The 26,391-nt window shown below is 69.8% G+C and carries 29 protein-coding genes and 1 riboswitch; of the genes, 11 read left to right on the forward strand and 18 right to left on the reverse strand.

The genetic code is table 11. From position 1 onward, the window contains the following. Window positions 1-51: 51 nt before the first annotated feature. The 7 genes from thiC to thiE all read right to left on the reverse strand — a co-directional run bounded on the left by thiC (window position 52) and on the right by thiE (window position 5,799). Entirely contained in the window at window positions 52-1,740 is a 1,689-nt protein-coding gene (gene thiC, locus ACFWQC_RS07740) for a phosphomethylpyrimidine synthase ThiC (RefSeq protein ID WP_378675410.1), read from the reverse strand. After that, window positions 1,737-2,555: a bifunctional hydroxymethylpyrimidine kinase/phosphomethylpyrimidine kinase gene (gene thiD, locus ACFWQC_RS07745; RefSeq protein WP_378675412.1), complete on the reverse strand. Its 819-nt coding sequence runs from the start codon at window positions 2,553-2,555 to the stop codon at window positions 1,737-1,739. The genes thiC and thiD overlap by 4 nt, the downstream gene beginning before the upstream one ends. Then, entirely contained in the window at window positions 2,552-3,187 is a 636-nt protein-coding gene (locus ACFWQC_RS07750) for a thiamine phosphate synthase (protein WP_378675415.1), read from the reverse strand. Before ACFWQC_RS07750 ends, thiD begins: the two co-directional genes overlap by 4 nt. After that, a complete protein-coding gene (locus ACFWQC_RS07755; RefSeq protein ID WP_378675418.1) occupies window positions 3,184-3,951 on the reverse strand; it encodes a thiazole synthase in 768 nt (255 codons plus the stop codon). The genes ACFWQC_RS07750 and ACFWQC_RS07755 overlap by 4 nt, the downstream gene beginning before the upstream one ends. Continuing rightward, window positions 3,948-4,148: a sulfur carrier protein ThiS gene (thiS, locus tag ACFWQC_RS07760; protein ID WP_378675421.1), complete on the reverse strand. Its 201-nt coding sequence runs from the start codon at window positions 4,146-4,148 to the stop codon at window positions 3,948-3,950. The genes ACFWQC_RS07755 and thiS overlap by 4 nt, the downstream gene beginning before the upstream one ends. After that, window positions 4,145-5,194, reverse strand: coding sequence for a glycine oxidase ThiO (gene thiO / locus ACFWQC_RS07765; RefSeq protein WP_378675423.1), 1,050 nt, complete (start codon window positions 5,192-5,194; stop codon window positions 4,145-4,147). The genes thiS and thiO overlap by 4 nt, the downstream gene beginning before the upstream one ends. Then, window positions 5,194-5,799, reverse strand: coding sequence for a thiamine phosphate synthase (thiE, locus tag ACFWQC_RS07770; RefSeq protein WP_378675426.1), 606 nt, complete (start codon window positions 5,797-5,799; stop codon window positions 5,194-5,196). The genes thiO and thiE overlap by 1 nt, the downstream gene beginning before the upstream one ends. Further along, window positions 5,793-5,902, reverse strand: a riboswitch (TPP riboswitch). It overlaps the preceding gene by 7 nt. Window positions 5,903-6,183: 281 nt before the next feature. Here thiE and ACFWQC_RS07775 point away from each other — a divergent pair. From ACFWQC_RS07775 to ACFWQC_RS07810, 8 genes are all read left to right on the forward strand, one after another. Continuing rightward, window positions 6,184-7,617 (forward strand): Gfo/Idh/MocA family protein, encoded by a 1,434-nt coding sequence (locus tag ACFWQC_RS07775; protein ID WP_378675429.1) that lies wholly within the window; start codon window positions 6,184-6,186, stop codon window positions 7,615-7,617. Window positions 7,618-7,652: 35 nt separating this feature from the next. Continuing rightward, window positions 7,653-8,654, forward strand: coding sequence for an NEW3 domain-containing protein (locus ACFWQC_RS07780; RefSeq protein WP_378675432.1), 1,002 nt, complete (start codon window positions 7,653-7,655; stop codon window positions 8,652-8,654). Window positions 8,655-8,747: 93 nt separating this feature from the next. Then, a complete protein-coding gene (locus ACFWQC_RS07785) occupies window positions 8,748-9,647 on the forward strand; it encodes a Gfo/Idh/MocA family protein (protein WP_378675435.1) in 900 nt (299 codons plus the stop codon). Between the two features lie 166 nt (window positions 9,648-9,813). Then, a complete protein-coding gene (locus tag ACFWQC_RS07790; RefSeq protein WP_378675438.1) occupies window positions 9,814-11,502 on the forward strand; it encodes a fumarate hydratase in 1,689 nt (562 codons plus the stop codon). 56 nt (window positions 11,503-11,558) lie between these two features. Next, window positions 11,559-12,503, forward strand: coding sequence for an ABC transporter ATP-binding protein (locus ACFWQC_RS07795; RefSeq protein WP_378675441.1), 945 nt, complete (start codon window positions 11,559-11,561; stop codon window positions 12,501-12,503). Next, window positions 12,500-13,366 (forward strand): ABC transporter permease, encoded by an 867-nt coding sequence (locus ACFWQC_RS07800; RefSeq protein WP_378675444.1) that lies wholly within the window; start codon window positions 12,500-12,502, stop codon window positions 13,364-13,366. Before ACFWQC_RS07795 ends, ACFWQC_RS07800 begins: the two co-directional genes overlap by 4 nt. Window positions 13,367-13,369: 3 nt before the next feature. Continuing rightward, window positions 13,370-13,603: a helix-turn-helix transcriptional regulator gene (locus ACFWQC_RS07805; RefSeq protein ID WP_378675447.1), complete on the forward strand. Its 234-nt coding sequence runs from the start codon at window positions 13,370-13,372 to the stop codon at window positions 13,601-13,603. Window positions 13,604-13,717: 114 nt separating this feature from the next. Continuing rightward, a complete protein-coding gene (locus tag ACFWQC_RS07810) occupies window positions 13,718-14,032 on the forward strand; it encodes a zf-TFIIB domain-containing protein (RefSeq protein WP_378675450.1) in 315 nt (104 codons plus the stop codon). A 117-nt stretch (window positions 14,033-14,149) separates the two neighbouring features. On the opposite strand, the gene ACFWQC_RS07815 is transcribed toward ACFWQC_RS07810, so the two are convergent. The 7 genes from ACFWQC_RS07815 to ACFWQC_RS07845 form a co-directional block, all read right to left on the reverse strand. Further along, window positions 14,150-14,377: a hypothetical protein gene (locus tag ACFWQC_RS07815; protein WP_378675452.1), complete on the reverse strand. Its 228-nt coding sequence runs from the start codon at window positions 14,375-14,377 to the stop codon at window positions 14,150-14,152. After that, window positions 14,374-14,940, reverse strand: a complete 567-nt coding sequence (locus ACFWQC_RS07820; RefSeq protein ID WP_378675455.1) for a GNAT family N-acetyltransferase — start codon at window positions 14,938-14,940, stop codon at window positions 14,374-14,376. Before ACFWQC_RS07820 ends, ACFWQC_RS07815 begins: the two co-directional genes overlap by 4 nt. 93 nt (window positions 14,941-15,033) lie before the next feature. Beyond that, window positions 15,034-15,486 carry an adenylyltransferase/cytidyltransferase family protein gene (locus tag ACFWQC_RS07825; RefSeq protein ID WP_378675458.1) on the reverse strand — a complete coding sequence of 151 codons (453 nt, stop codon included), beginning with the start codon at window positions 15,484-15,486 and terminating at the stop codon, window positions 15,034-15,036. Window positions 15,487-15,873: 387 nt separating this feature from the next. Next, window positions 15,874-16,902: an SPFH domain-containing protein gene (locus ACFWQC_RS07830; RefSeq protein WP_378675460.1), complete on the reverse strand. Its 1,029-nt coding sequence runs from the start codon at window positions 16,900-16,902 to the stop codon at window positions 15,874-15,876. A gap of 15 nt (window positions 16,903-16,917) precedes the next feature. Next, window positions 16,918-17,364 (reverse strand): NfeD family protein, encoded by a 447-nt coding sequence (locus ACFWQC_RS07835; protein WP_378675463.1) that lies wholly within the window; start codon window positions 17,362-17,364, stop codon window positions 16,918-16,920. 60 nt (window positions 17,365-17,424) lie between these two features. Continuing rightward, a complete protein-coding gene (locus tag ACFWQC_RS07840) occupies window positions 17,425-17,925 on the reverse strand; it encodes a DUF6328 family protein (RefSeq protein ID WP_378675466.1) in 501 nt (166 codons plus the stop codon). After that, complete coding sequence (locus tag ACFWQC_RS07845) at window positions 17,925-18,791, reverse strand: glucose 1-dehydrogenase (protein WP_378675469.1); 867 nt, start codon at window positions 18,789-18,791, stop codon at window positions 17,925-17,927. The genes ACFWQC_RS07840 and ACFWQC_RS07845 overlap by 1 nt, the downstream gene beginning before the upstream one ends. 45 nt (window positions 18,792-18,836) lie before the next feature. On the opposite strand from ACFWQC_RS07845, the gene ACFWQC_RS07850 reads away from it, so the two are divergent. Both ACFWQC_RS07850 and ACFWQC_RS07855 read left to right on the forward strand, forming a co-directional pair. Then, window positions 18,837-19,514, forward strand: coding sequence for a spermidine synthase (locus tag ACFWQC_RS07850; RefSeq protein WP_378675738.1), 678 nt, complete (start codon window positions 18,837-18,839; stop codon window positions 19,512-19,514). A gap of 18 nt (window positions 19,515-19,532) precedes the next feature. Then, entirely contained in the window at window positions 19,533-20,921 is a 1,389-nt protein-coding gene (locus tag ACFWQC_RS07855) for a class II fumarate hydratase (RefSeq protein WP_378675471.1), read from the forward strand. 14 nt (window positions 20,922-20,935) lie between these two features. Here the strand turns inward: ACFWQC_RS07855 and ACFWQC_RS07860 are convergent, their stop codons facing one another. From ACFWQC_RS07860 to ACFWQC_RS07870, 3 genes are all read right to left on the reverse strand, one after another. After that, on the reverse strand, window positions 20,936-21,646 hold the full coding sequence (locus ACFWQC_RS07860; protein WP_378675474.1) for a lytic transglycosylase domain-containing protein: 711 nt from the start codon (window positions 21,644-21,646) through the stop codon (window positions 20,936-20,938). Window positions 21,647-21,842: 196 nt separating this feature from the next. Beyond that, the gene (locus ACFWQC_RS07865) at window positions 21,843-23,252 is read right to left on the reverse strand and encodes a PhoH family protein (protein WP_378675476.1); all 1,410 of its coding nucleotides are present in this window, start codon (window positions 23,250-23,252) and stop codon (window positions 21,843-21,845) included. Between the two features lie 300 nt (window positions 23,253-23,552). Continuing rightward, on the reverse strand, window positions 23,553-24,329 hold the full coding sequence (locus ACFWQC_RS07870) for an isoprenyl transferase (protein ID WP_355018188.1): 777 nt from the start codon (window positions 24,327-24,329) through the stop codon (window positions 23,553-23,555). An 88-nt stretch (window positions 24,330-24,417) separates the two neighbouring features. Between ACFWQC_RS07870 and ACFWQC_RS07875 the strand changes: the two genes are divergently transcribed. Continuing rightward, window positions 24,418-25,158, forward strand: coding sequence for a hemolysin III family protein (locus ACFWQC_RS07875; protein WP_355018189.1), 741 nt, complete (start codon window positions 24,418-24,420; stop codon window positions 25,156-25,158). Here the strand turns inward: ACFWQC_RS07875 and ACFWQC_RS07880 are convergent. Next, window positions 25,119-26,384, reverse strand: a complete 1,266-nt coding sequence (locus tag ACFWQC_RS07880; protein WP_378675480.1) for an MFS transporter — start codon at window positions 26,382-26,384, stop codon at window positions 25,119-25,121. The genes ACFWQC_RS07875 and ACFWQC_RS07880 overlap by 40 nt on opposite strands. Window positions 26,385-26,391 lie beyond the last annotated feature (7 nt).

A 26,391-nucleotide genomic window follows, 5' to 3' on the forward strand; every position in this document is an offset into this window, starting at 1 on the left:
GAGGGCGACGGTGCCCTGGCCGCCGGTCGGCCAGGGCACTGTCGCGTCGGGTCAGTCGGCGAGCGGGAGATACACGCGACTCCCCGCTGCCGCGAACTCCTTCGACTTCTCCAGCATCCCGGCCTCGATCTCCTCGGGGGATGCGCCGTTGTCGCCGCCGAAGCGGTCGCGTACGTCCTGGCTGATCTTCATCGAGCAGAACTTCGGGCCGCACATGGAGCAGAAGTGGGCGGTCTTGGCGTTCTCGGCCGGCAGGGTCTCGTCGTGGAAGCTCTCCGCGGTGACCGGATCCAGCGAGAGGGCGAACTGGTCGCGCCAGCGGAACTCGAAGCGGGCCTTGGAGAGCGCGTCGTCGTGGTCGCGGGCGCCCGGGTGGCCCTTGGCGATGTCGGCGGCGTGGGCGGCGAGCTTGTAGGTGATCACGCCCGTCTTCACGTCGTCCCTGTCCGGCAGGCCGAGGTGCTCCTTGGGGGTGACGTAGCAGAGCATCGCGGTGCCGTGCATGGCGATCGTGGCCGCGCCGATGGCGCTGGTGATGTGGTCGTAGCCGGGTGCGATATCGGTGGCGAGCGGGCCCAGCGTGTAGAACGGCGCGCCGTGGCACCACTCCTGCTGCAGCCGTACGTTCTCCTCCACGAGGTTGAGCGGGACGTGCCCGGGGCCCTCGACCATGACCTGTACGTCGTGCTCCCAGGCCCTCTCGGTGAGCTCGGCCAGCGTCCGCAGCTCGCTGAGCTGGGCCTCGTCGTTGGCGTCGGCGGTGGAGCCCGGGCGGAGACCGTCGCCGAGGGAGAAGGCGACGTCGTACTGCTTGAAGATCTCGCAGAGCTCGTCGAAGTGGGTGTAGAGGAAGCTCTCCTGATGGTGCGCGAGGCACCAGCCGGCCATGATCGAGCCGCCTCGGGACACGATGCCGGTGACGCGGTTCGCGGTGAGCGGGACGTATCTCAGCAGGACTCCCGCATGGATCGTCATGTAGTCGACGCCCTGCTCGGCCTGCTCGATGACGGTGTCCCGGAACACCTCCCAGGTCAGCTTGTCGGCCTCACCGTTGACCTTCTCCAGGGCCTGGTAGATCGGGACGGTGCCGATCGGGACGGGTGAGTTGCGCAGGATCCACTCGCGGGTGGTGTGGATGTCGTCGCCGGTGCTCAGGTCCATCACCGTGTCCGCGCCCCAGGTGATGGCGTGGGTGAGCTTGTCGACCTCCTCCGCGATGCTGCTGGTGACGGCGGAGTTGCCGATGTTGGCGTTGATCTTCACCAGGAAGCGCTTGCCGATGATCATCGGCTCGGACTCGGGGTGGTTGACGTTGTTGGGGATGATCGCCCGGCCCGCCGCCACCTCCTCACGGACCAGCTCGGGGTCGCAGCTCTCGCGCACCGCGACGTAGGCCATCTCCTTGGTGATGATGCCTTGGCGCGCGTAGTGCATCTGGGAGATGTTGGCGCCCTTTCGCGGCTGCCGGCGCTCGCCCTGCCATTCCTCGGTGGCTGCTCCGCGGCGTACGGCGGTCTTGCCATTGTCCCGGAGGTCCGTCGGCCGTCCTTCGTACTGCTCGGTGTCGCCGCGTTCCTCGATCCATTCGAGGCGGCGGGGCGGGAGGCCCTCTTCCGGACGGGATCCCGGGCCCTCGGTGCAGTAGCGGTCGAAGGTCTCGCCGTTGGTCAGCGCGACCCGGGTCACCGGGACCTTCAGGTCGCCGAGCTCGAGGCGGGTGTGGGCGGGGTGAACGGTCATTTCTTCTCCTGGGTGTGGGCGATCGGTCCCCGGCCTCTTCCGAGGGTCCAGGTCCTGCTGATGGCGAGCTGTCGGGTGACGTACGCAGCGGCCCGCTCGGCCGCGTCGTGAACGGTGGCGCCGTGCGCGAGGTGGGCGGCCAGGGCCGAGCTGTAGGTGCAGCCGGTGCCGTGGTCGTTGGCCGTGGGGATGGCGGGGTGGCTTATCGGGACGGGCGGCTCCCCCGGTTCGGCGAACCAGTCGGTGCACTCGCCCGTGGCCGCCGGGTCGCCACCGGTGACGATCACGGCGCACCCGCTGGTCTCGACACGCCTCCGCCTAGCGGCTCCGGCGGCTCGACCAGCGAGGGCAACCGCGAGCTCTTCCGGCGAACCATCGTGGTCGAGCAATGCCCGGGCCTCGTCGAGGTTGGGGGTGACGACGGTGGCGACGGGGAGGAGATGGTCGAGGTAGGCCCGGCGTACGTCCTCTCCGCCGAGAAGCGCGCCGGAGGTGGCCACGAGGACGGGGTCGACGACGAGCGGGCGGCCGGCGCAGACGCGCGCGACGAGCTCGACCGCGTCGGCGCTGCCGAGCATGCCGGTCTTGACCGCTGCGACGGGGAGATCGTCGAACACGGCGTGGAGCTGGGCCTCGACCGTGGCGACCGGGACGGCGTGGATGTCGCTGACCCCGGTCGTGTCCTGGGCGGTGACAGCGGTGATCACACAGGCACCGTGGACCCCGAGCGCCGCGAAGGTGGCCAGATCGGCCGCCGTCCCCGCCGCTCCCCCGGAGTCGGTGCCCGCGACGGTGAGCGCGACCGGTGGGTTCATCGGGCCACCCCCGTCGTGGCCAGGACGGCCAGCAGGTCGCGCACGACCGCGGCCGGCTCCTCCGCGCGCATCACCGCCCCCATCACGGCGACCCCGTGGGCCCCCGCCGCCACCGCCGCCGCGGCGTTGGCCGGGGTGATCCCGCCCAGGGCGTACGTCGGGAGCGGCAGGCCAGCGAACGCCTCCGGCCCGAGCGGCGGCCCGTAGCCCGGCTTGGACTCGGTCAGCGCGTACGGGCTCAGCATCGCGTAGTCGAACCCCTCCTCGGCGGCCGTGGCGACATCGGTGGGGCTGTGGCAGCTCCGGCCGAGGTGTAACACGCTGTTCGTAGGTCTATCCGGTCGTTCCGATAGGGCGAGTAGTCCTACGAACGACGTGTTACAGCTCGCGGAGGCGGGCAGGTGCAGGCCGACTGCGGCGGGGAGAGGGGTGTGGGCGGCGATGACGTTCAGGCCGAGTCCAGCGAGCAGCTCGGCCAGCTTTGCTCGATGCTCAAGGGGCTCATCGAGCTCACGGAGAACGACGTGGGTCAGGCCGGCCTCGGCGCACGCTGCCATCGTCGCGACCAGGCTGCGGCCGAGCGGCAACTGGGAGCGGTCGGTGAGGACGAGCAGTCGCGGCAGCCCGGTCATGCGATCCGGCCTTCCATCGGAGACGACGCCCGCGCGACCGCTTGGCGCGGGATCCGGCCGGCGGCGCGGGCAGCGTGCCCGGCCTCGACGGCCAGCCGCAGAGCGCGAGCCATCCCGACCGGGTCGTCGGCGCGGGTCACCGCCGTGGCGGCGAGGACGGCGGAGCAGCCGAGCTCCATGGCCAGGGCCGCGTCCGAGGCGGTGCCGACCCCGGCGTCGAGCACGACCGGCACGGACACGGCAGCGACGACCGCCTCGATCGCGTACGGGTTCAGCAGCCCCAGCCCTGACCCGATCGGCGAGCCGAGCGGCATCACCGCCGCGCAGCCGGCGTCCTCGAGGCGGCGGGCCAGGACGGGGTCGTCGGTGGCGTACGGAAGGACCGTGAAGCCTTTGCGCACCAGCTGCTCGGCGGCCTCGACGAGCTCGACGGCGTCGGGCATCAGCGAGGTCTCGTCGCCGATCACCTCCAGCTTGACCCAGTCGGTCTCCAGCGCCTCGCGGGCGAGCTCGGCGGTCAGCACCGCCTCGCGTGCCGAGAGGCAGCCCGCGGTGTTGGGCAGGATCGGCATCTTCGCCGCGCGAAGCGTCTCGAGCAGCCCACCGGAGGCCGTCGAGGACGTACGCCGCATCGAGACCGTCACCAGACCCGGCTCAGCCGCGTCGATGACGTCGGGGAGCAGAGCCAGGTTGGGCAGGCCACCGGTGCCGAGGAAGAGGCGTGAGGACAGCTCGCGGCCGGCGATCTTCAAGATGTCGCTCATCCGCCCTGCACCGCCGTCACGATCTCGACGACATGACCGTCCTGGAGCTGCCATCGCGCCCAGTCGTCGCGCGGCACGATCTCCTCGTCGACGGCGACGGCGATGCCGCTCGGCCGCCGCTCGCCGGTCCTGGCCTCGAGCAGGTCCGCGACGGTGCCGCTGACCTCCATCGGCGCGCTGTTCACGGTGATCTTCATCCGTCCTCCTTCGTCCGGAACCGGCGCGGATCGACCGCGGATTCCACTGAACCTGTCTCGATGTGATCGGCCACCAGCTGCGCGATGAGCGGCGCCAGCAGGACCCCGTTGCGGTAGGCACCCGCGGCGAGCACGACGCCCGGCTCGTGGGTCGGGCCGACCAGGGGGAGGTTGTCGGCGGTGCCCGGGCGGTCCCGCGAGGTCACCTCCACCACGCTCGCGCGGTCGAGCGCCGGCACCACCCGGCGGGCGGAGTCGAGCAGCCGCCACACCCCCTCGACGGTCGGCAGCAGCGGACCGTCGCGCTCCTCGGTGGTGGCCCCGATGACCACCTCGTCGCTCTTGATCCGCGGCACCACGTAGATCTGCTCGCCGTGCGCCCAGGCCCGCACCGTCCGCTCCACCCGCTCCTGCGTCCGTACGCGCACCACGTCCCCGCGCACCGGGCGGATGAGGGAGGAGTACGGAGCGGGCAGTTGGGCTCCGGTCGCGATGACGGTGAGCGTGTTGGTCTCGACACGCCTCCGCCTAGCTGCTCCGGCGGCTCGACCAGCGGATTCGTCGAGACCAACACGGTCCCCGACTCGTTCGAGCAGGGACGCGACGACGGCACGCGGGTCCACCGAATGGTCCTCGGCGAGGAAGGCCCCGCCGGCGACGCGGCCGAGTCCGGGCTCGCGGGCGACCAGCTCGCGGCGCAGGAGTCTTTCGTAGGAGACCCCGGCGAGATCGAGCACCGAGAGCTGCCGCTCGACCTGCTGGACGTCCCCGGCATCGACACCGACCAGCAGGGTCCCGCGGGTGTGCACGGCAACCCCGAGCCTGGCGGCGAAGTCGGGCCAGAGCGCGAGGGAGGACAGGCAGAGCCGGGTCAGGTCCTCCTCGCCGTACCAGGCCTCACCGGCCGGGCTGAGCATGCCGGCCGCGGCGTACGACGCACCCGAGCCCGGCGCCGGATCAACCACCGTGACCTCGTTCCCACGACGGATCAGCTCGTCGGCCACGGACAGCCCGACGATCCCGGCACCGAGGATCCGCACCCGCATCAGCCGACCGCTTCCACGAGCTCCTTCGCGGCCTGGAGCGGATCGGGTTGTCGCCAGAGCCCGCCGATCACGGCGACCCCGTGAGCGCCGGCGGCACGTACAGCCCCGGCGGAAGCCGTCGAGATCCCGCCGATCGCGATCAGCGGGAGGACATCGGCCGCCTCGGAGACCGCGGAGACCCCCAGCGGATCGGGAAGCCCGGCCTTGGAGGTGGTGGCGAAGACTGGTCCGAAGCCGGCGTAGTCAGCGCCCGCGGCGGCGGCCGCCTCGACCGCAGCACGGTCCCGGCAGGTCGCGCCGATGATCAGCCCCGGCGCGGCCGCGTCGGCGATCCGCCGGGCCTCCGCGAGCGGAAGGTCGGAGGCGCCGAGGTGGACGCCGTGCGCACCGGACGCGAGCGCCACGTCGAGCCGGTCGTCGACGACCACACATGCCTCGTACGCACCCACTCGCTCGATCACGGCCGCCGTCAGCGCGAGCAGCTCCCGGGTGGTCGCGGACTTGTCTCGGACCTGGAAACCGGACACACCGGCCCCTGCGAAAGCGGGCAGCAACTCGAGGTCATCCTGCGAGGAGACCAGAGAGAAAATACGTGGAAGAGGCACAACCAATCACTTCCTTCGCCGGCATGATCCGGATCAGGTGTAACGGTCGGAGCGGCCTTAGCTCCCTCTCAGCCCGCTGCCGCGGACTCCCGTGTGGACGTCTCCGACCATAGCGCGCACCACCGAGAACCCCCAGCCCTAGGCCCATCCAGCGGGATACCTCTGGTAGGTCGAGATCCGCGGCGCCGTCGCCCCGTCGCCCCTGACCCCCCGCGGCGAGCCGATCGTGTCGATCGACGATCGCGGCGCGCGAACGTCTGGCGCCGCGATGTGACGTGCCCTACAGTCTTCCCTGAGCGATTGATTCTGCCGATACAAGCGTTGATTCGATCATAAACGATCACTCAGGCCGTGTCGGCCCGACCTCGACTTCGGAGCGAAGACATGCAGACGACGTCCATCACCACGCCCGACACCAAGCTCGCTACCGGGTTCTCCCGGCGCAGCGTCCTGGGCTCCGCCGCCGCAGTGGGCGGGGCCGCCCTGGGCATCGGCGCCCTCACCGCCGGCGCCACCCCGGCGCGGGCCGCCGGCCAGCGCACCATGGTCAACCAGGCCTTCGAGGCGCACGAGATCGTCCGCATCGGACTGATCGGCCTTGGCAACCGCGGCTTCGGCATGGCCCGTGGCTGGGCCGACATCCCCGGCGCGCAGGTGGTCGCGGTGTGCGACATCCGCGCCGACCGCGCCACGCGGGTGGCCGACGACCTCGTCGCGCGCGGCAAGACCCGCCCCAAGGAGTACGGCGGCAAGCGTGGCTCCTTCAAGCAGATGCTCGACCGTGAGGAGCTCGACCTCATCTACATCGCCACCCCCTGGGAGTTCCACTACGACCAGGCGCGGACCTCGATGCTGGCCGGCGCGCACGTCGCTGTCGAGCTGCCGATCGCCACGCAGCTCAACGAGCTGTGGGACCTCGTCAACACCTCCGAGATGACCCGGAAGCACCTGCTGCTCGCCGAGAACTGCAGCTACGGCCGCAACGAGCTGGCGATGCTCAAGATGGCGCACGAGGGGGTCTTCGGCGACATCACCCACGGCGCCGGCGGCTACCTGCACGATCTGCGAGCCCTGCTGTTCAACGACGGCTACTACACCGACGACTGGCGGCGCCTGTGGCACACCCGCAGCACCGCCAGCTTCTACCCGATGCACGGCCTGGCGCCGATCGCTGCCGCGATGGACGTCAACCGCGGCGACCGAGCCGTCACGCTGGCCGCCACCGCGACCGCGCCGCGGGGCCTGGCCGACTACCGCGAGCGCTTCGTCCCCCGCGACCACCGGTCGTGGAAGGAGGAGTACATCAACGGCGACCGCATCAGCTGCGAGATCACCACTTCCGGGGGTCGCACCATCAGCGCCGAGCACAACGTGAGCCAGCCCCGGCCCTACAGCCGCATCAACAGCATCGAGGGCAGCCGCGGCCTGTTCGAGGACTACGTCGGCGGCGACTCGACCGGCGCCCGCGTCTACGCCGAGCCGTTGCACAGCGGCGACACCTGGCGCGGCTTCAAGGCGCTGCGCCAAGAGTTCGACCACTGGCTCTGGAAGGAGCTCGAGGACGACGCCTCCGGGAGCGGTCACGGCGGCATGGACTACATCCTGCAGTGGCGTCTCATCCAGACGATGCGCGCCGGGCTGGTCCCCGACATCGACGTCTACGACTCGGCCATGTGGTGCTCACCGGTCCCGCTGAGCGTCGAGTCGCTGGCCAAGAACGGCAAGCCGGTGGAGATCCCCGACTTCACCCGGGGCAATTGGCGCAAGCCGAGGGTCGGCCTCGACTCGCGCCAGACCGAGATGCCCCCCGTCCCCTGATCCCTACCGACCTCACCTTCCGAAAGGCACCTACCATGGTCGCTCCGTCGTTCATCGCCCGCGCGGCTCTCGCGCTCACGATCGCCCTCGGCGGTCTTCTGGTGGCCCCCGCCGCCACCACAGCGGCACCGGCAGCGGCTGAAGCGACCACGGACACGGTCGGTGTCACCATCGGAGCGGTCGACCTCGACGGGCCGGCCATCGTCGAGGTGCCGGTCACCGTCCGCAACCAATCGACGGCGGCGCTGCGCAAGCTCACGGTCTCGCTCCGGGGACCGGTGGGCTGGCAGGTCGCCCCTGCTTCGCGGTCGGTCTCGGGAGCCGTGAAGCCGGGCGCCAGCGCCACCGTCACCTTCTCGGTGCGGGTGCCCGCGCGGCGTCCGGGCTTCCATCTGCGCACCTTCACCGCCACGGCCGCCTACCGCGGCGGTGACGGCGCGGGTGCCGCGGTCGGCACGCGGGTGGAGCGCTCCGGCGAGCCGATGGCCAATCTGGCGGCGGCCTTCAACAACACCGGGGTCACCGACGAGAGCGCCACCACCGCCGGGAACTTCGACGGTGCCGGCAACAGCTTCTCGGCCCAGAAGCTGGCCGACGTGGGCCTGGGCCGGGGGGCCGAGGTCGAGGCGCTGGGCGCCACCCTGACGATGCCCGACGTCGCGCCCGGCACGGCCGACAACGTCGCCAGCGGCGGCCAAGCCGTGAAGGTGAGCGGCAGCGGCGACGCGCTGGTCCTGCTCGGCTCGGGCAGCAGCTTCGGTGCCACGGGCACGGTCACCGTCTTCTACACCGACGGCACGTCGTCGACGGACGAGACCGGTCTGCCCAACTGGTCGTTCCAGGAGGCCGACGCGCACGGCGCGACGTTGGTCGCCTCGAGCGTCGGTCGCAACCGACCCGACGGGTACGGCGACGCGGCCTACCAGTACCGGGTCTTCGCCAACTGGGTGCCGCTGACCGCCGGCAAGACCGTCGACTTCGTGGTCCTGCCCGCCAACAGTGCCCTGCATGTGTTCGCGATGGGCCTCGCCGGCTGACCCGCTCCGGTAGGTTGCCGAAGTCAGGAGAGCACCCGAGCGAGTTCGAGGATCACATGTCCAGGCACACCCGGCTCGTGGCGGTGCTCACCGATGCCTGAGCGCGTCCTGCGCGTGGGGCTGGTGGGCTCCGGGCCCTGGGCCCGGCTGACCGTGGCGCCGGCGCTCGCCGCCGCACCCGAGGTGCGGCTGACCCACGGCTGGTCGCGCAACGACGCCGACCTCGCCGACCTGGCCCGCCGACACGGCTTCGAGCCGGCGAGCACCTACGTCGACCTGCTGGACCGGGTCGACGTCGTCGCGTTCTGCGTGCCGCCCGACGTCCAGGCCGGGCTGACGCCGGCGGCGTTGGACGCCGGCAAGGCGCTGCTGCTCGAGAAGCCGGTGGCCCGTCGGGTCGAGCAGGCCGAGAGGCTGCACGGACATCCCGAGCCGGTGCTCGTCCACTACTCCCGGCTGCTCGACAGCACCGTCGCCCCGTGGTTGGACGCCGCGGCCGAACGCACGTGGTCATCGGCGAGGGCGGTGCTCACGAACACGGCCACGGTCGGCGACGACCCCTTCGGCCGATCTGCGTGGCGGCGCGAGACCGACGGCGCCCTGTGGGATCTCGGACCCCACGTGCTCGCCGCCCTGCAGGTCGCGCTCGGTGACGTGACGACCGTCTCGGCCCGCCGTACCGACGAGGGCATCGTGCTCGAGACCACCCATGCGCGAGGGGCGAGCGCGCGGTCGCTGGTGTCGGTCTCGGCGTCCACGAAGCAGGACGTCCTCGAGCTGGTCGGCACCGACGACTGCGTGCACCGCCTGCCCCGGGACCCACGGCAGGGCGGGGTCCAGACCTACCGCGCGCTCGTCTCCGGCCTGGTGCCGCCGTCCGGCCCGTCCCTCGGCCCGTGCGCCGCGGCGGTGATGGATCCCGCCTTCAGTACCTCCGTGGTGGCGACGCTGGTCGCGGCATCGGCTGCCCTGCGAGCCGGGCCCGCCGCCTGACGGCCGGCTCCCAGCCCCCGCCCCGCCCCGCGCATAACAGCCACGACTCCACGCCGCTCTCGAGCAGGCTGGCGCCAACATCCTCTGCCCTCGATGTCGCGGCCCCGGAGCCGACGCCGGGACCGAGGCCGGGACCGAGGCCGGGGGCGGCGTACGATTCTCTTCCGTGGCTGACGTTGAGTTCCGATACTCCGACCTCCTCCCGACCGGCAAGGACGACACCCCTTACCGCTTGATCACGAGCGAGGGGGTGGAAGAGATCGAGGTCGACGGGCGCAAGTTCCTCAAGGTCGACCCCGAGGCGATCCGCCGGCTGACCGCCGAGGCGATGAAGGACATCAACCAGTACCTCCGCCCGGCCCACCTCCAGCAGCTCCGCAAGATCATCGACGATCCCGAGGCCTCCGGCAACGACCGCTTCGTCGCGCTCGACCTGCTCAAGAACGTCAACATCTCCGCCGGCGGGATCCTGCCGATGTGTCAGGACACGGGCACCGCGATCGTGATGGGCAAGAAGTCCGAGGGCGTGCTGACCGGCGCCGACGACGCCGAGACCGTCTCGCGGGGAGTCTTCGACGCCTACACCAAGCTCAACCTCCGCTACTCCCAGCTCGCGCCGCTGACCACGTACGAGGAGAAGAACACCGGCTCCAACCTGCCCGCGCAGGTCGAGATCTACTCGACCACGGAGGGTGAGAACGGCCCCGAGTACAAGTTCCTCTTCATGGCGAAGGGCGGCGGCTCGGCCAACAAGTCGTTCCTGTTCCAGGAGACCAAGGCGATCCTTCACCCCGACCGGATCCTGACCTTCCTGGACGAGAAGATCCGCTCGCTCGGCACGGCCGCCTGCCCGCCGTACCACCTCGCCGTCGTCATCGGCGGGACCTCCGCGGAGTTCGCGCTGAAGACGGCCAAGTACGCCTCAGCCCACTACCTCGACAACCTCCCGACCGAGGGCTCGATGAGCGCCCACGGCTTCCGCGACACCGACCTCGAGACTCAGGTCTTCGAACTCACCCAGTCCTTCGGGATCGGGGCCCAGTTCGGTGGCAAGTATTTCTGCCATGACGTACGCGTCGTCCGGCTCCCCCGCCACGGCGCCTCCTGCCCCGTGGCCATCGCGGTCTCCTGCTCCGCCGACCGCCAGGCGCTGGGCAAGATCACCCGCGACGGAGTCTTCCTCGAGCAGCTCGAGACCGACCCGGCGCAGTACATGCCCGACGCCGGCATGGCCGAGGAGATCGCGGCCGGCGAGGTCGTGGACATCGACCTGAACCAACCGATGTCGGAGATCCTGGCGACGCTGTCGCAGCACCCGGTCAAGACCCGTCTCTCCCTGTCCGGCCCGATGGTCGTGGCCCGCGACATCGCGCACGCCAAGATCAAGGAGCGCCTCGACGCCGGCGAGGAGATGCCGGACTACCTGAAGAACCACCCGGTCTACTACGCCGGGCCCGCCAAGACGCCCGAGGGGATGGCCTCAGGCTCCTTCGGCCCGACCACCGCCGGCCGGATGGACTCCTACGTCGAGCAGTTCCAGGCCGCGGGCGGCTCGATGGTCATGCTCGCCAAGGGCAACCGCTCCAAGGTCGTGGCCGAGGCCTGCGGGACCTACGGCGGCTTCTACCTCGGCTCCATCGGTGGCCCCGCCGCTCGGCTGGCACAGGACTGCATCAAGTCGGTCGAGGTGCTCGAGTACCCCGAGCTCGGCATGGAGGCGGTCTGGAAGATCGAGGTCGAGAACTTCCCGGCCTTCATCGTCGTCGACGGCGAGGGCAACGACTTCTTCACCGACCCCTCCGGCACCACCACCATCCCCCTCACCGGGATCAGGGTGCGGTCGAAGGAGCGCTGAGCCGGCGCCGCCCAATTCGCTGTCGCACTTCGTCTATCGGTCGTAGTATTCCTGCTATGCCCGATAGCGAGAGCACAACGGCGCTCACCGACCTGGCGCTCGACGTACGCGACCTGCGGGTGCGCTACGGCAGCAACGAGGTGCTCAAGGGCGTGACCTTCTCCGCCCGTCGCGGTGAGGTTGTCGCCCTGCTCGGCCCCAACGGCGCCGGCAAGACCACGACCATCGAGGTCCTTGAAGGATTCCGGATGCCGACCTCAGGCGACGTCTCGGTGCTGGGCTCCGACCCGGCACGGGGCGACGAGCGGTGGCGCGCGCGGGTCGGCGTGGTGCTCCAATCATGGCGGGACCACAGCCGCTGGCGGGTGCGCGACCTGCTCGACTACCACGCGCGGTTCTACGCGCCGTACGCCACCGCTGAGGTCCCTCGCCCGTGGGACGTCGACGAACTCCTCGCCGTCGTCGGCCTCACCGCCCACGCAGACCAGAGGGTGATGCGGCTCTCCGGCGGCCAGCGCCGCCGGGTCGACGTCGCGATCGGCATCGTCGGCCGTCCTGAGCTGGTGTTCCTCGATGAGCCGACGGCCGGCTTCGACCCGCACGCGCGACGAGAGTTCCACGAACTGGTGCACCGGCTCTCCGACTTCGAGAACACGACCGTGCTGCTGACCACCCACGACCTGGCCGAGGCGGAGAAGCTCGCCGACCGGATCCTCGTGCTCGACCGCGGCACGATCATCGCCGACGGCAGTCCCGACAAGCTGGCCCTCGACCTCACGACCAAGGCGGAGGTCCGCTGGACCGCCGGAGGCGAGCGGCACGTGCATGCGGTCGAGGACCGCGACCCGACCGAGTTCGTACGCCGCCTGCTCGCGACCGACCCCGACGTGACTGAGCTCGAGGTGAAACGGGCCAACCTCGAGGACACCTACCTCGCGCTCGTCCAGCGGGTCGAGAGCGGCCAGGCCGAGGAGCACGAGAAGCTGGAGGCGCTGTCATGATCACCACCGGGACGAAAGGCACGCGCGGCGTCGCCGTACGCGCTGGGCTGCACCGCGGCTGGCTGGAGACCAAGTATTCGCTGACCGACGTCGGCGACATCTTCTGGATGCTCCTGTTCCCGGTCAGCTTCACGGTGACGCTGCTGTTCATGCGCGGCAACACCGTGCCCGGCACCGACCTCGCACTGGGTGCGATGGTGCTGCCGAGCCTGATCGGGATGTCGATCGCCTTCGGCGGCCTCGCGGGCCCGGCGATGCAGATCGCCACCGACCGTGAGGACGGCACGCTGCTGCGGGCCAAAGCGACGCCCGACGGGATGCTCGGCTACCTGATCGGCAAGATCTGGTTCTTCGGGCTGACCACGCTGGCCAGCCTGGTGCTGCTCGCGATTCCCGCGATGACGGTGATCGGCGACCTCCGGATCGACGGCCGCACGGCGCTGCTGCTCCCGGTCATCTTCGTCGTCGGCATGGTCGCGACCGTTCCGATCGGGTCGGCGCTCGGCTCGATCTTCAAGTCGAGCGCCCAGTCGATGCTGATCATGCTGGCCTCGATGCTGTTGATCGCGATCTCCGGCATCTTCTACCCGATCACCGCGATGCCCACCTGGCTGCAGTGGGTCGGGCAGATCTTCCCCTTCTACTGGCTCGGGCTCGGCACACGGTCCGCGATGATGCCGGCAGGGGCGGAGGCCGCGGAGATCGGAGACTCCTGGCGCACGGTCGAGATGTTCGGCGTCCTCGGCGTCTGGGCCGTGGTCGGCCTCGTCCTGGCACCGATCGTGCTCCGCCGGATGGCTCGCCGCCAGACCGGCTCCGCGATCGCGGCCGCGCGCGACAAGGTCATGACCAGGGGCTACTGACCTGTGGCCAACGAATCGGACACCGTCTACAACCGGATCGCGATGCTACGCGCCGAGCGCGGCATCTCGCGTCGGGAGCTCGCCGACGCCCTCGGCGTCCACTACCAGACCGTGGGCTACCTCGAGCGTGGCGAGTACAGCCCGTCGCTGCACCTCGCGCTTCGGATCGCCGCCTACTTCGGGGTCGCCGTCGAGGTCGTCTTCGCCATCGAGCCGTTCAAGCGTCTCGGCGACTGATCCCATTCCTTCCGGAGCAGCCGAAGACCGGACCTCCCCCGGCGCTGAGCCTCGGCGATGCGGGGCGACCGGCTAGGTTGAAGGGCGCCGATCCCCGACGACGAGGAGACCCCCATGCAGTGCCCCATCGACGGTGCCACCCTGGTGATGAGCGAGCGCCAAGGCATCGAGATCGACTACTGCCCGCAGTGCCGTGGCGTGTGGCTGGACCGCGGCGAGATCGACAAGATCATCGAGCGGTCCGTCGGTGCCCCGCAGCCCGGCAGCTACCAGCAGCCCCGCCAGGAGCAGAAGCGTGACGAGCGACGCTATGAGAAGCGGGACTACGAGAAGAAGGAGTACGAGCGGCGCGACTACGACGACGACCGGCGCCACGACAAGCGCCACAGCCACCACCGTGAGTCCTGGTTGGGTGACCTCTTCGGCTGATCCGGCTGGAGGCCACGAACGCGCTCGATGGCCCCTGCGACACGCCGACATGCGGTGTGTCGCAGGGGTTTCCCGCCCGCCCTGTGGCCGCAGGACCTGCCAGGACAGAGGTTCCCCTTAGACGTCGTTGTCGCGCCGGTTCTCCGGTGGCGCCTCGCTCGGTCCGGAGCCCTGCGTGTCCGGGCTGCCGGACTCGGAGTCGGGATAGCCGGCGGTGGCGTCCGACGGCGCGATCGGGGTCTCCTCCTCGTCCTCGTCGAGGCGCTGGGTCTCGGAGACCTGCCCGGACTCCTCGGTGTATCCGGGGTCGTCGGGCCCCTCTGCTGGAAGTTGCTCGTGGCTCATGCCCGTGCGGTACCCGGTTGGCGGGCGAACCACTCTCTCCGGAGCAGCCCGAACACCCACGAGTCGGAGACATCGCCGTTCACGATGCAGTCCTCGCGTAGCGTGCCCTCCAGCTTGAACCCGAGCTTCTCCAGCACCTGGGCGGAGGCAGCGTTGCGAGTGTCGGCCTCCGCTTGGACCCGGTTGAGGTCGAGAGTGTCGAAGGCCCAGGTCAGCAGGGCACCAGCCGCCTCGGTCGCATAGCCCTTACCCCAGGCCGCCTCGCCGAGGCAGTAGCCGAGCGACGCGCTGCGAAAGTCCGGGTTCCACGAGTTGACGGTGCACCAGCCGAGGAACACGGAGTCCCGTTCGATGGCCACCCGGACGCCAGCCCCCTCCTCCGCCATCTCCTGAGACCTGGCGATGAACTGCCCGGCGCGGGCCCGATCGGTCCACGGCGGCGAGTCCCAGTAGCGCAGTACGTGGGCGTCGCTCTGCAACGCGAAGAGGTCATCCGCATCCGTGTCGGTGAACGGCCGCAGCCGCAACCGGGTCGTGGCGAGCGTCGGAGTGGGCAGCGACATGGCCCGATGCTGTCAGCCCGTGACCGCTCGCCGCATCAGGTTTTCGGTCATCGATGCTGAGGCTCCGATAGCCCGACCAGTTCGGCGTGCCCGTTACCCCAGGGCACCAGCCGCCTTCGCGTCGAGCACTCGCTGGATGAGACCAGTGGTCGAGATCCCCGTCGTACGCGAGACGTACTCGAGCTTGCCAGCGGCGAGCGCTGCACCGTAGACGGCTTCCGCGCCAGCGGGTGAGAGGTCCTCGCCATGAACGACGGTCGCGATGTCGTGCTCGCGCAGGAAAGCATCATCGACCTGAAAGGGTGCGTCGCTGATGACCTCATCGACGTACCTACATGCCTCGATCACCGTGACTCGCTCTTCCAAGGTCATGATCGGCGTGCGCTTGTAAGCCGCCGCAGTCCCGTCCGACAGGACTCCGACGATGAGGTGGTCGCCGCGAGCGCGGGCTGCACGTAGCAGTTCGACGTGGCCCGCGTGGAACAGGTCACCGACCATGTCGACATAGACCCGGGAGGTGTCGGGGCCTGCGGGCAGATCGTCCATACCAACACATCATGCCGCGGGCGCTCGCCATCATGACTGTCGGTGGTCGGTCTCATACTGACCCGCATGGATGCAGTCGGGGCGCTGGAGCAGCTGGGCGGGATCGCCCGCGCTGCCGATATCGTCGCCCTCTCCAGCCGCCGTCGCCTCCGCACCGCGGTGTCGAACGAGGCGATCGTCCACGTCGATCGCGACCGTTACGCCCTCCCTGTGACCGACCTCGGCAAACGGCTCGCGGTGAAGCACAGCGGGCTGCGGCAGCCTGATGCGTACGAAGGCGGCCACAACCTGTGCCGAGAGGGCCACGGCACGCCGACATCCGGCGTGTCGCGCGGCAGTACGGCAGCCGCGATGGCCGCCGAATCGAGGCGGGGCCGCTCACTGATCTCACCCGATGATGCGATCCGCCCGCGCCGACTCCTCGTGGGCCGCTTCGACCGCCTTGGCCGCCTCGTGCTCGGCCTGCTCGATCGCGTCGCGAGGCGAGGGAAGCGGCGGCGTACGTCCTGCGTCGTGGCCGTTGTCCGACCCCTTCGCCGACTGCATAGAGGAGTCGTTGTCGGCGAAGGCGCCGGTGACTGTGCGCATCGCCTCGGTGAGCTCGCCGGGGATGACCCAGAACGAGTTGCCGTGCGAGGCGAGCGAGGGCAGCATCTCGAGGTACTTGTAGGCCAGGACCTTGGGGTCGGCGTCGTTGGCGTGGACCGCCTGGAAGACCCGCTCCAGCGCAGTGGCCTCACCCTCGGCCTCGAGGATCCGGGCCTGCTGGTTGCCCTCCGCCTCCAGAATGGACTTCTGCCGGGTGCCCTCGGCCTCGAGGATCAGCGAGGCCCGCTTGCCCTCCGCGTGCAGGATGGCGGCGCGCTTGTCACGCTCGGCGCGCATCTGCTTCTCCATCGCCTCCTTGATCGACGCCGGCGGGTCGATCGCCTTGATCTCGACCCGGTTGACCCGGATCCCCCACTTCCCGGTGGCGTCGTCGAGCACCTCACGCAGCCGCGCGTTGATCGTCTCGCGCGAGGTCAGGGTGCTCTCCAGGTCCATCGAGCCGATCAGGTTTCGCAGGGTCGTGACGGTGAGCTGGTCGATCGCCTGCAGGTAGTTGGCGACCTCGTAGGCGGCCGACCGCGGGTCGGTGATCTGGTAGTAGAGCACCGTGTCGATGTTGACCACCAGGTTGTCCTCGGTGATCACCGGCCGCGGGTTGGAGGAGTAGACCGTCTCGCGTACGTCCAGCTTGGTGTTGACCCGGTCCACCAGCGGGATCACGAAGTTGAGCCCCGGCTGCAGGGTGATCCGGTAGCGCCCGAAGCGCTCGATGTTGTAGCGCCTGGCCTGCGGCACGATCCGCACCGTCGAGGCGACGGCCCCGACCACCAGCCCGACCAGAACCAGAACGATCAGTAGAAGTTCCATGTCGTACGTCTCCTCCTAGGGCGACAGCGACAGCGGGTCCCGCGGATGCACGAGCGCCGTCGCGCCTTCGATCTCGAGCACGTCGACCCGGCATCCGACAGGGATGACCAGGTCCTCGTCATAGGGGCGGGCGGTCCATTCCTCGCCCGCGAGCCGGACCAGCCCGTGCGCGTAGCTCACCTCCGCGACGACGACCGCCTGACGGCCGACCAGCGCGTCGGTGCCATCACGCACCGGCGGCGGCAGGGCCATGTGACGGCGTGCGATCGGCCGCACCAGCAGCACGCTGCCGCCACCGGCGACCGCGAAGATCAGCATCTGCAGGAGCACGGGCGCCCCGAGGGCGGCGCTGCCCGCGGCAAGCAGCGCCCCGCCGGCGACGAAAGCGAACGCCAGCGTCATCGTGAACGCCTCGGCAACTCCGAGCAGTACCGCGACGATGATCCAGAAGTACGACCACATAAGCCCACCAGACTTGGTTCCTCACCAGGGTACTCCCGGCGTGGTGGACATCACATGGGATCAGTGCGAGTTATTTCGCCCGCTCATCAGCGGCAGTCCCGCCCACAGCGAGACGAACAGGACGAGGACGCCGAGGGCGGCGACGACCCCGGCTCCGAAGGAGAGGACGACGTCGAAGACGAGCAGCACGACCAGCGCCGAGGTGATCGCGAAGCCCGCCAGGCCGGCCCGCGCACAGGCGTGCGAGGCCGTGACCAGCCACGGCCGCTGGCGGCGCCGGAACAGGATCCGGTGGAAGGAGACGGGGGCGATGATCAGGGACGTGGTGACGACCGAGCCGACCAGCACCACGAGGTAGATCGTCTGCTGATGGTCGGCCAGGTCCGGGAAGCGTGGTGAGAACGGGACCGTCAGCAGGAACCCGGTCAGAATCTGCACACCCGTCTGCAGCACCCGAAGCTCCTGGAGGAGCTCGTTCCAGTTACGGGTGATCCGCTCCGCCGGGCCCTCGTCCGGCCCACCACCGTCGATCGAGTCGTGGTGAAAGCTGCTCGCGGCCATCAGAACACCGGCCGTCCCCCAGTCACCCCGAGGACGGTGCCGGAGACGTAGGACGCCTCGGCCGGAGAGGCCAGGAACACGAACGCCGGCGCGACCTCGGCCGGTTGACCGGCGCGCCCCAGCGGTGTGTTGGCCCCGAACTTCTGCACCTTCTCCGGCGCCTGCGTCGCCGGCTGCAGCGGGGTCCAGATCGGCCCCGGCGCCACCGCGTTCACCCGGACCCCATCGGGCCCGAGCTCGGCGGCGAGGTTGACGGTGAAGTTGTTGACGGCCGCCTTGGTCGCGGCGTAGTCGAGCAGGCTGGTCGTGGGTTCGTACGCCTGGATCGAGGCGTTGTTGATGACGCAGCCCTTGCTCTTCTTCAGGTGCGGGACGGCGGCCCGGCTCAGCCAGAGCAGGGCGTACAGGTTGGTCTTGAACGTCCGGTCGATCCGCTCGTCGTCCATGTCCGTCAGACCCTTGTCGCGGGCGAACTGGTAGCCGGCGTTGTTGACCAGGATGTCGAGGCCGCCGAGCTCCTGCACGGTGCGTTCGACGACCTCGTCGCACGCCTCGCGCTCGCGCAGGTCGATCGGGATGGCCAGCGGCGTACGTCCGGCCTCCTCGACCAGCTTGGAGGTCGCCTGCGCGTCCGGCTCCTCCTCCGGGAGGTAGGTGAAGGCCACGTCGGCCCCCTCACGGGCGTACGCGATGGCGACCGCGCGGCCGATGCCGGAGTCGGCACCGGTGATGAGCGCGACCTTGCCATCGAGGCGACCGTGGCCCTGGTAACTGGACTCGCCGTGGTCGGGCGGCGGGTCCATCTCGCCGGTGAGCCCGGGAGGCTCCTGCTGCTGGGCTGGGAACTGGGTGTCGTCATCGCTCATGTCCGACCCGGTACCCACATCCGACACAATGGAACCGTGAATGGGATGGAGTCGGTGATCGTCGACGGTGGGTTGGCCCTACGGCATCGAGCGGACGGCCACCTGGAGCTGCGGGCCAACGGGATCTTCGTGATGGACACCCGGGAGACCTCGACCGAGAAGGCGTTGGCCACGCACGCCCTCGAGCTGCACCCGGCGCCGAGGCACGTGCTCATCGGTGGCCTCGGGCTCGGGTTCACCCTCGAGGCCGTGCTGACCGACTCACGGGTCGAGGCGGTCACGGTCGTCGAGATCGAGCCGCGCCTGGTCGAATGGATGCGCACCGGGAGGATTCCTCACGGGCCCCATCTCCTCGACGACGAGCGCGTCCACATCGAGGTCGCCGACGTGGCGGTGGTCCTGCGGGAGAGCCGGGCCGAGGCGTACGACGTCGTGCTGCTGGATGTCGACAACGGCCCCGGCTACCTGGTCCACGACGCCAACGGAGCGCTCTACGAGGCGCCCGCGCTGGCGGATGCCCGGCGGGCGACGGCCCCGGGTGGCACCGTGGTGGTGTGGTCGGCGGCGAAGGCTCCGGCGCTGCTGGAGGTGATGGCGCAGGTCTTCGACGACGCCGAGGCGCTCTCCTATCCCGTCGACCTGCAGGGGCACTCCGAGACGTACTGGCTCTATGTGGGCCGGCTCTCTGCCGGCGGGGTCTCGCGAGGGAATGGCACCAACTAGTCAAAGGTTGAATCAGACATGGACGACATGAGCTTTCGCATCGAGCACGACTCCATGGGAGAGGTCCGGGTCCCGAAGGACGCGTTGTGGCGCGCCCAGACCCAGCGGGCCGTGGAGAACTTCCCGATCTCGGGCACGCCCATCGAACCGGCGCTGATCCATGCGATCGGTCATGTGAAGGCGGCTGCCGCCAAGGCCAACTTCGACCTCGGCGTCCTGCCCGGCGACAAGGCCGAGGCGATCATCGCCGCCGCGGGCGAGGTCTCCGAGGGCCGCCACGACGACGCGTTCCCGATCGACGTCTTCCAGACCGGTTCCGGCACCTCCTCCAACATGAACGCCAACGAGGTGATCGCGTCCTTGGTGGCGCGGGCGGGTGGCGACGTACATCCCAACGACCACGTCAACGCCTCTCAGTCCTCCAACGACACCTTCCCGACCGCGATCCACGTCGCGGCCGCCGTCGCCGTCACCGAGCAGCTGCTGCCCGCGATCGACGTGCTGGCCGGCTCGCTCGAGGCGAAGGCCGAGGAGTTCTCCGGACTGGTGAAGTCGGGGCGTACGCACCTGATGGACGCGACGCCGGTCACCCTGGGCCAGGAGTTCGGAGGGTACGCAGCCACCATCCGCTACGCGGCCGAGCGGCTCGAGTCGGTGCTTCCACGATTGCGCGAGCTGGCGCTGGGCGGCACCGCGGTCGGCACCGGCATCAACACGCCCGCCGGGTTCCCGCAGGCGGTGATCGCCGACCTCTCCAACCGCACCGGTCAGCCGTTCACCGAGGCCCGCAACCACTTCGAGGCCCAGGGCACCCGCGACTCGCTGGTCGAGCTATCCGGCGTCCTGAAGACGATCGCCGTCGGCCTGATCAAGATCAACAACGACCTGCGCTGGATGTCGTCGGGCCCCACCACCGGCCTGGCCGAGATCCACCTGCCCGATCTCCAGCCGGGCTCCTCGATCATGCCCGGCAAGGTCAACCCGGTCGTACCGGAGGCCACCTTGATGGTGGCGTTCCAGGTGATCGGCAACGACGCCGCGGTGACCGCCGCCGGAGCCTCGGGCGCCTTCGAGCTCAACGTCGCGATGCCGGTGATGGCCCGCAACGTCCTGGAGTCGATCCGCCTGCTCTCGACCTCGATGACCGTGCTGGCCAAGCGCACCGTCGACGGCATCGTGCCCGTCCCCGAGCGCCTCCGCGCCTACGCCGAGTCCTCCCCCTCGATCGTCACGCCGCTCAACAAGTACATCGGCTACGAGGCCGCCGCCAAGGTCGCCAAGCAGGCCCTCGCCGAGGGCGCCACGATCAGGGACACCGTCATCAAGCTCGGCTACGTCGCCGACGGCACCCTCACTGAGGCTCAGTTGGACGAGGCTCTGGACGTCGAGTCGATGACCCACCCCTGAAACGCCGAGTCGGCTCAGTACCAGCCGACGGACTGGGAGTGGCCCCAGGCGCCGCAGGGGGAACCGTAGCGGTCGTTGATGTAGCCGAGGCCCCACTCGATCTGGGTGGCGGGGTTGGTCTCCCAGTCGTCGCCGGCAGAGGCCATCTTGGAGCCGGGGAGGGCCTGCGGGATGCCGTACGCGCTGGAGGAGGGGTTGGCGGCGGTGTGGTTCCAGCCGGACTCCTTCTCCCACAGCGGCTCGAGGCAGGAGAACTGGTCCATCCCCCAGCCGAAGTCGCCGAGCATCGACTTGGCGATGTCCTTGGGGTTGCGAAGATCGATCTCGATCTCTTCGACGCCGGCGATGGCCCGGACCTCGTTGCCGGCCGACAGCGCGGCCTGCTTGCCGGGGTCGGCGACCTCACGACGGTCACCGGCCGAACGCGACAGGGAGGTCTCGCCGCCGCGGGCAGCGGACTCGGCCTCGATGGCGGCGCGCTGGGCATCGGTGAGCTCGGGGATGTCGGCGGCGGCCGACTCACCCGCGCTCAGCGTCGGGTCGTCGGTGGCTGGCCCGGAGTAGGCCACCCCGCCTGCGACGGCGGCGCCGGTCCCGCCGAGGGCGAGGACGGAGAGGAGGAGGGTTGTCTTGGCGGTCGTACGCGCAGCCTTGTGCGGAACGTCGACAAGCGGATTCGCTGGCGCACCGCGATGTCGCGGGGCGCGATGAACAGGCTTGGTCACGGGCTCTCATTCGGGGGCTGAGGCATTGCAGACCCGCAAACAATGCATGAGCACCCACCTCGTATCAAACCGGACGCACCGTTTGTAGGTCAGAAATGACCGTCCTGAGCATCACTTCCGTAACATGAGTCACAGAAATCACAACGGCCCCAGACCTTACCGGTCTGGGGCCGTTGACGTGACAATGATTACGGCATCACGGGACCACGTTCTCCAGCATCTCGGTGACCAGCGCCGCGATCGGCGAGCGCTCGGAGCGGGTCAGGGTGACGTGGGAGAAGAGCGGGTGGCCCTTCAGCTTCTCGATCACCGCGACCACGCCGTCATGGCGTCCGACCCGGAGGTTGTCGCGCTGGGCGACGTCGTGGGTGAGCACTACCTTCGAGTTGGCGCCGATGCGAGAGAGCACCGTCAGGAGCACATTGCGCTCCAGCGACTGCGCCTCGTCGACGATCACGAACGAGTCGTGCAGCGAACGGCCGCGGATGTGGGTCAGCGGCAGCACCTCCAGCATGCCCCGGTCGATGATCTCGTCGATCACGTCCTGCGTGGTGACCGCGGAGAGCGTGTCGAAGACCGCCTGGCCCCACGGCGACATCTTCTCGCCCTCGGTGCCGGGGAGGTAGCCGAGCTCCTGGCCGCCGACGGCGAAGAGCGGGCGGAAGATCAGCACCTTCTTGTGCTGGTTGCGCTCCATGACCGCCTCCAGCCCGGCGCACAGCGCCAGCGCGGACTTCCCGGTGCCGGCCCGGCCACCGAGGGAGACGATGCCGACCTCGGGGTCGAGCAGCATCTCGAGCGCGATCCGCTGCTCCGCGGAGCGGCCGTGGATCCCGAAGACCTCCCGGTCCCCGCGGACGAGGTGGACCTGCTTGTCGGGGCCGACCCGGCCCAGCGCGGTGCCGCGGTCCGACATCAGCACCAGACCGGTGTGGCAGGGCAGATCGCGGGCCGCGTCGAGCTCGAGGACGCCGTCGTCGTAGAGCTCGTCGAGGGCCGCGGCGGCGACGTCCAGCTCGGCCATCCCGGAGTAACCCGGGTCGGAGTCGTTGATCCGCTCACCGCGGTAGTCCTCGGCCTTGAGCCCGACCGCGGACGCCTTGATCCGCATCGGCAGGTCCTTGGAGACCAGGGTGACGTCGAGCCCGTCACCCTTCAGGTTGCGCGCGACCGCGAGGATCCGGGTGTCGTTGTCCCCGAGCCGGAATCCGCTCGGCAGCGAGGACGGGTCGGTGTGGTTGAGCTCGACACGGATGGTGCCGCCGTCCTCGCCGACCGGGACCGCGGTGTCCAGGCGACCGTGGGTGATCCGCAGCCCGTCGAGCTGCCGGAGTGCGGAGCGGGCGAAGTAGCCCAGCTCCGGATGGTGCCGCTTTCCCTCCAGCTCGGTGATCACCACCACCGGGAGCACGACCTGGTGCTCGGCGAAGCGCGTCATGGCCTTCGGGTCCGAGAGCAGGACGCTGGTGTCGAGAACGAACGTACGCGCTGAGGGCGCCTCGCTCGCGGAGGGAACTCTTCCCGATTCTGGGGCATCCGACGCCGGTGTCGGAGCGGCCGACGTATCGGCCTCGGTGACGTGCTCGTTCGTGGTTGGGTTGGCCACGCGGATCACCTCTCGCGACCGGCTCATACACCCATGAGTCCGGTCATTTCATCACTAATCAGATGGACCGGACGGTGGACCGTCAGTCGGGGTGCCGACCGCCTCACACCCGTCGGGATCGATGAGATCCTGACGCAGGTTCGGTTCGTGACTACTCACGTAACGGGCCTCCAGGTGCGACGGGAATTTGTTCCCCGCCGTTGGTACAACGCTACGACGCCGAACCAACGGTCCGTGGCAACACGAACGATTTTTCTTTGTGAACTCCTGGTGACACCACCGAACTGTTCCGTTCAGCGGTCACCTTCCGAGGCGACGCTCGCGGTGGGCGTAGGCCCGCAGGGCCCGCAGGAAGTCCGTGCGGCGGAAGTCGGGCCAGTAGGCCTCGCAGAAGTAGAACTCCGACTTCGCGCTCTGCCAGAGCAGGAATCCGCCCAGGCGCTGCTCCCCCGACGTACGGATCACCAGGTCGGGGTCGGGCTGGCCCTTGGTGTAGAGGTGGTCGGCGATGTGCTCGACGTCGATGATCTGGGCGAGCTCCTCCAGCGAGGTGCCGCGGGTGGCGTGCTCGTTGAGCAGGGCGCGTACAGCATCGGCGATCTCGCGGCGGCCGCCGTAGCCGACCGCGACGTTGACCAGCATCCCGTCGACGTCCCGGGTCGCCTCCTCGGCGGCCTTGAGACGCTGGGACAGCCAGTCGGGCAGGAGGTCGAGCGCGCCGACCGGGTGCAGCCGCCAGCGGCGTACGTCCGCGAGCGAGTCCACCGCGTCGGCGATGATCTCGAGGAGCGGTGCCAGCTCGTCGGCGGGGCGGTTGAGGTTGTCGGTGGAGAGCAGCCACAGGGTGACCACCTCGATGCCGATCTCGTCGCACCAGGTGAGCAGCGGCTCGATGTTGGCCGCGCCGGCCCGGTGGCCGTGGGCGGTCGACTGGCCGACCTCCTTGGCCCAGCGACGGTTGCCGTCGAGCATCACCCCGACGTGCTTGGGCAGCTTGGAGGAATCGATCTTGCGGAGCATCCGCGCCTCGTAGGCCGGGTAGAGAACCCGACGTACGCCTTCCTTCCAGTCTGCCACGTGCAGAAGGGTATCGGCGCCGTGCCCACATCTCCCAGCGGGACGGGGTTCACCAGGTCTTCAGGTCGAGCCGATAGTCTTGGCCGTTATGAGTGAGATGACAGACGCGATGCGCCTCAAGGTCGGCACGATCACCGACTCGGTCTCCTCGAGCGTTCACGAGGCCCTCCCGAAGCTGCGCGGCTGGATCCATCTGGCCACCGCACCGCTCACGCTCGCGGCCGGCATCGTCCTCATCGTGCTGGCGCCGGCGGGGGCGCCGCGGGTCGGCGCGGCAGTGTTCACCATGGCCGCGCTGCTGCTCTTCACCGTCTCCGCCGTCTACCACCGGGTCAACGCCCTCGGCCGCTGGAACGAGCGCTGGTTCACGATCATGAAGCGCTGGGACCACGCGAACATCATGCTGATGATCGCCGGCTCCTACACGCCGTTCTCGCTGCTCCTCCTCGACGGCGCCACGCAGGTCGTGCTGCTCTCGGTCGTATGGACCGGCGCGATCCTCGGTGTCCTGTTCCGGGTCTTCTGGAACGACGCCCCGCGCTGGCTCTACGTCCCCAACTACATCGCGCTCGGCTGGGCGGCGATCTTCTTCATCCCGTCGTTCTTCACCGGCGCGGTCGCGCTCGGCCTCGGCATCGGCATCGCCACCTTCACGCTGATCTGTGTCGGCGGTGCCCTCTACACCGCCGGCGGCGTCATCTACGGCTTCAAGCGCCCCAACCCCTGGCCTCGCTGGTTCGGCTTCCACGAGGTCTTCCACACCTTCACGATCCTGGCATTCGTCGCGCACTACACCGGCGTCTCGCTGGCGACGTACTCGCTGCGCTGAGGCTGATCCCCGGCGCGTGCCGCGGCCGCGTGCCGGGCGAGCAGCGCGGTGAGGATGCCGGTGGCGGCGAAGAGCCCGCCCAGCACCATCCAGCCGCCGGTGCCGTGGTCGATCGCGGTGGCGGTCACCACCAGGGGCGCGAGCATGTGCGCCAGCGCGTAGCCCATCTGGCTCACGCCCTGGTAGGCGCCGGCACGTTGCTGGTCGGCGAGCTCGAAGGCCAGTCCCCAGCTGCCCGCCTCGCCACGCGTCTCGGCCGCCGAGGACGCCAGCGCGGCGAGCAGCAACAGGCACGTGGCGAACACCGGGCCCGCATAGGCCGCCCCCGCGAAGAGCAGGCAGGCGGCGAGCAGCAGGAACCCGGCGCCTCTCACGGCCCGGCCCGCCGTGGCGATGTCGTGGGTGCCGCGCGAGGCCCGCACCTGGAAGAGCGCGACGTAGACGGTGTTCACCACCAGGAGGAGCGAGACGAGGACCGTCGGCGCGTCGGTGTGGTCGGCAACCCACAGCGGCACCCCGATCGAGGTCACCCCGAAGTGGATCGCCATCACCCCGCTGAGCACGGTCGCGGTCACATAGGTGCGGTCACGCAGCGGTGAGGGTCCCGCGGCCATGGTCGGCCCGGAGCCGGCGTCCATGCACGCGGCCAGGCCGGCGACCCGGCGCCTGAGGCCGATGAGCGGCACCGCCGCGAGCGAGGTGAGCACCCCGACGAGCACCATCGTGGCGCGATAGGCGGCCCCGGTGTCGACCGCCAGGGCCAGGGCGGCGAGCAGGGTGCCGACGCCGATCATCACGTTCATGACCACGCGCAGCCGGGCACGTACGGCGACCCGGTCAGGGCCGTCGAACCAGCGCGCGACCAGCGTCGACTGGGCGCTCGACTGGAAGCCTCGCGAGGCCGAGACCCACGTCGCGACCAGCACGAACGCGGCGACGTCACGCGCCAGGGCGTAGGCGAGCAGGGCGATGCCGTAGCTCGCCATCGCCCACAGCTGCACCCGGTCGGCGCCCCACCGGTCGCTGAGCCGCCCGCCTGCGTACGTCGCCACGACGCCGACTCCCCCGGCGAGGGTCAGGCCGATGCCGACGGTCACCGCCGAGAGGCCGATCGTGCGGGTGAAGTAGAGCGCGCTGACCGCGAAGAACATGCCGCGGGCGAGCGAGAGGGCGGCGACCGCGCCGACGAGCGGGCGCTCGACCGGGTCGCTGGGAAGGCGGATCATGGGCCAG

This window comes from Nocardioides sp. NPDC058538, from assembly GCF_042719275.1.
GTDB lineage: Bacteria > Actinomycetota > Actinomycetes > Propionibacteriales > Nocardioidaceae > Nocardioides.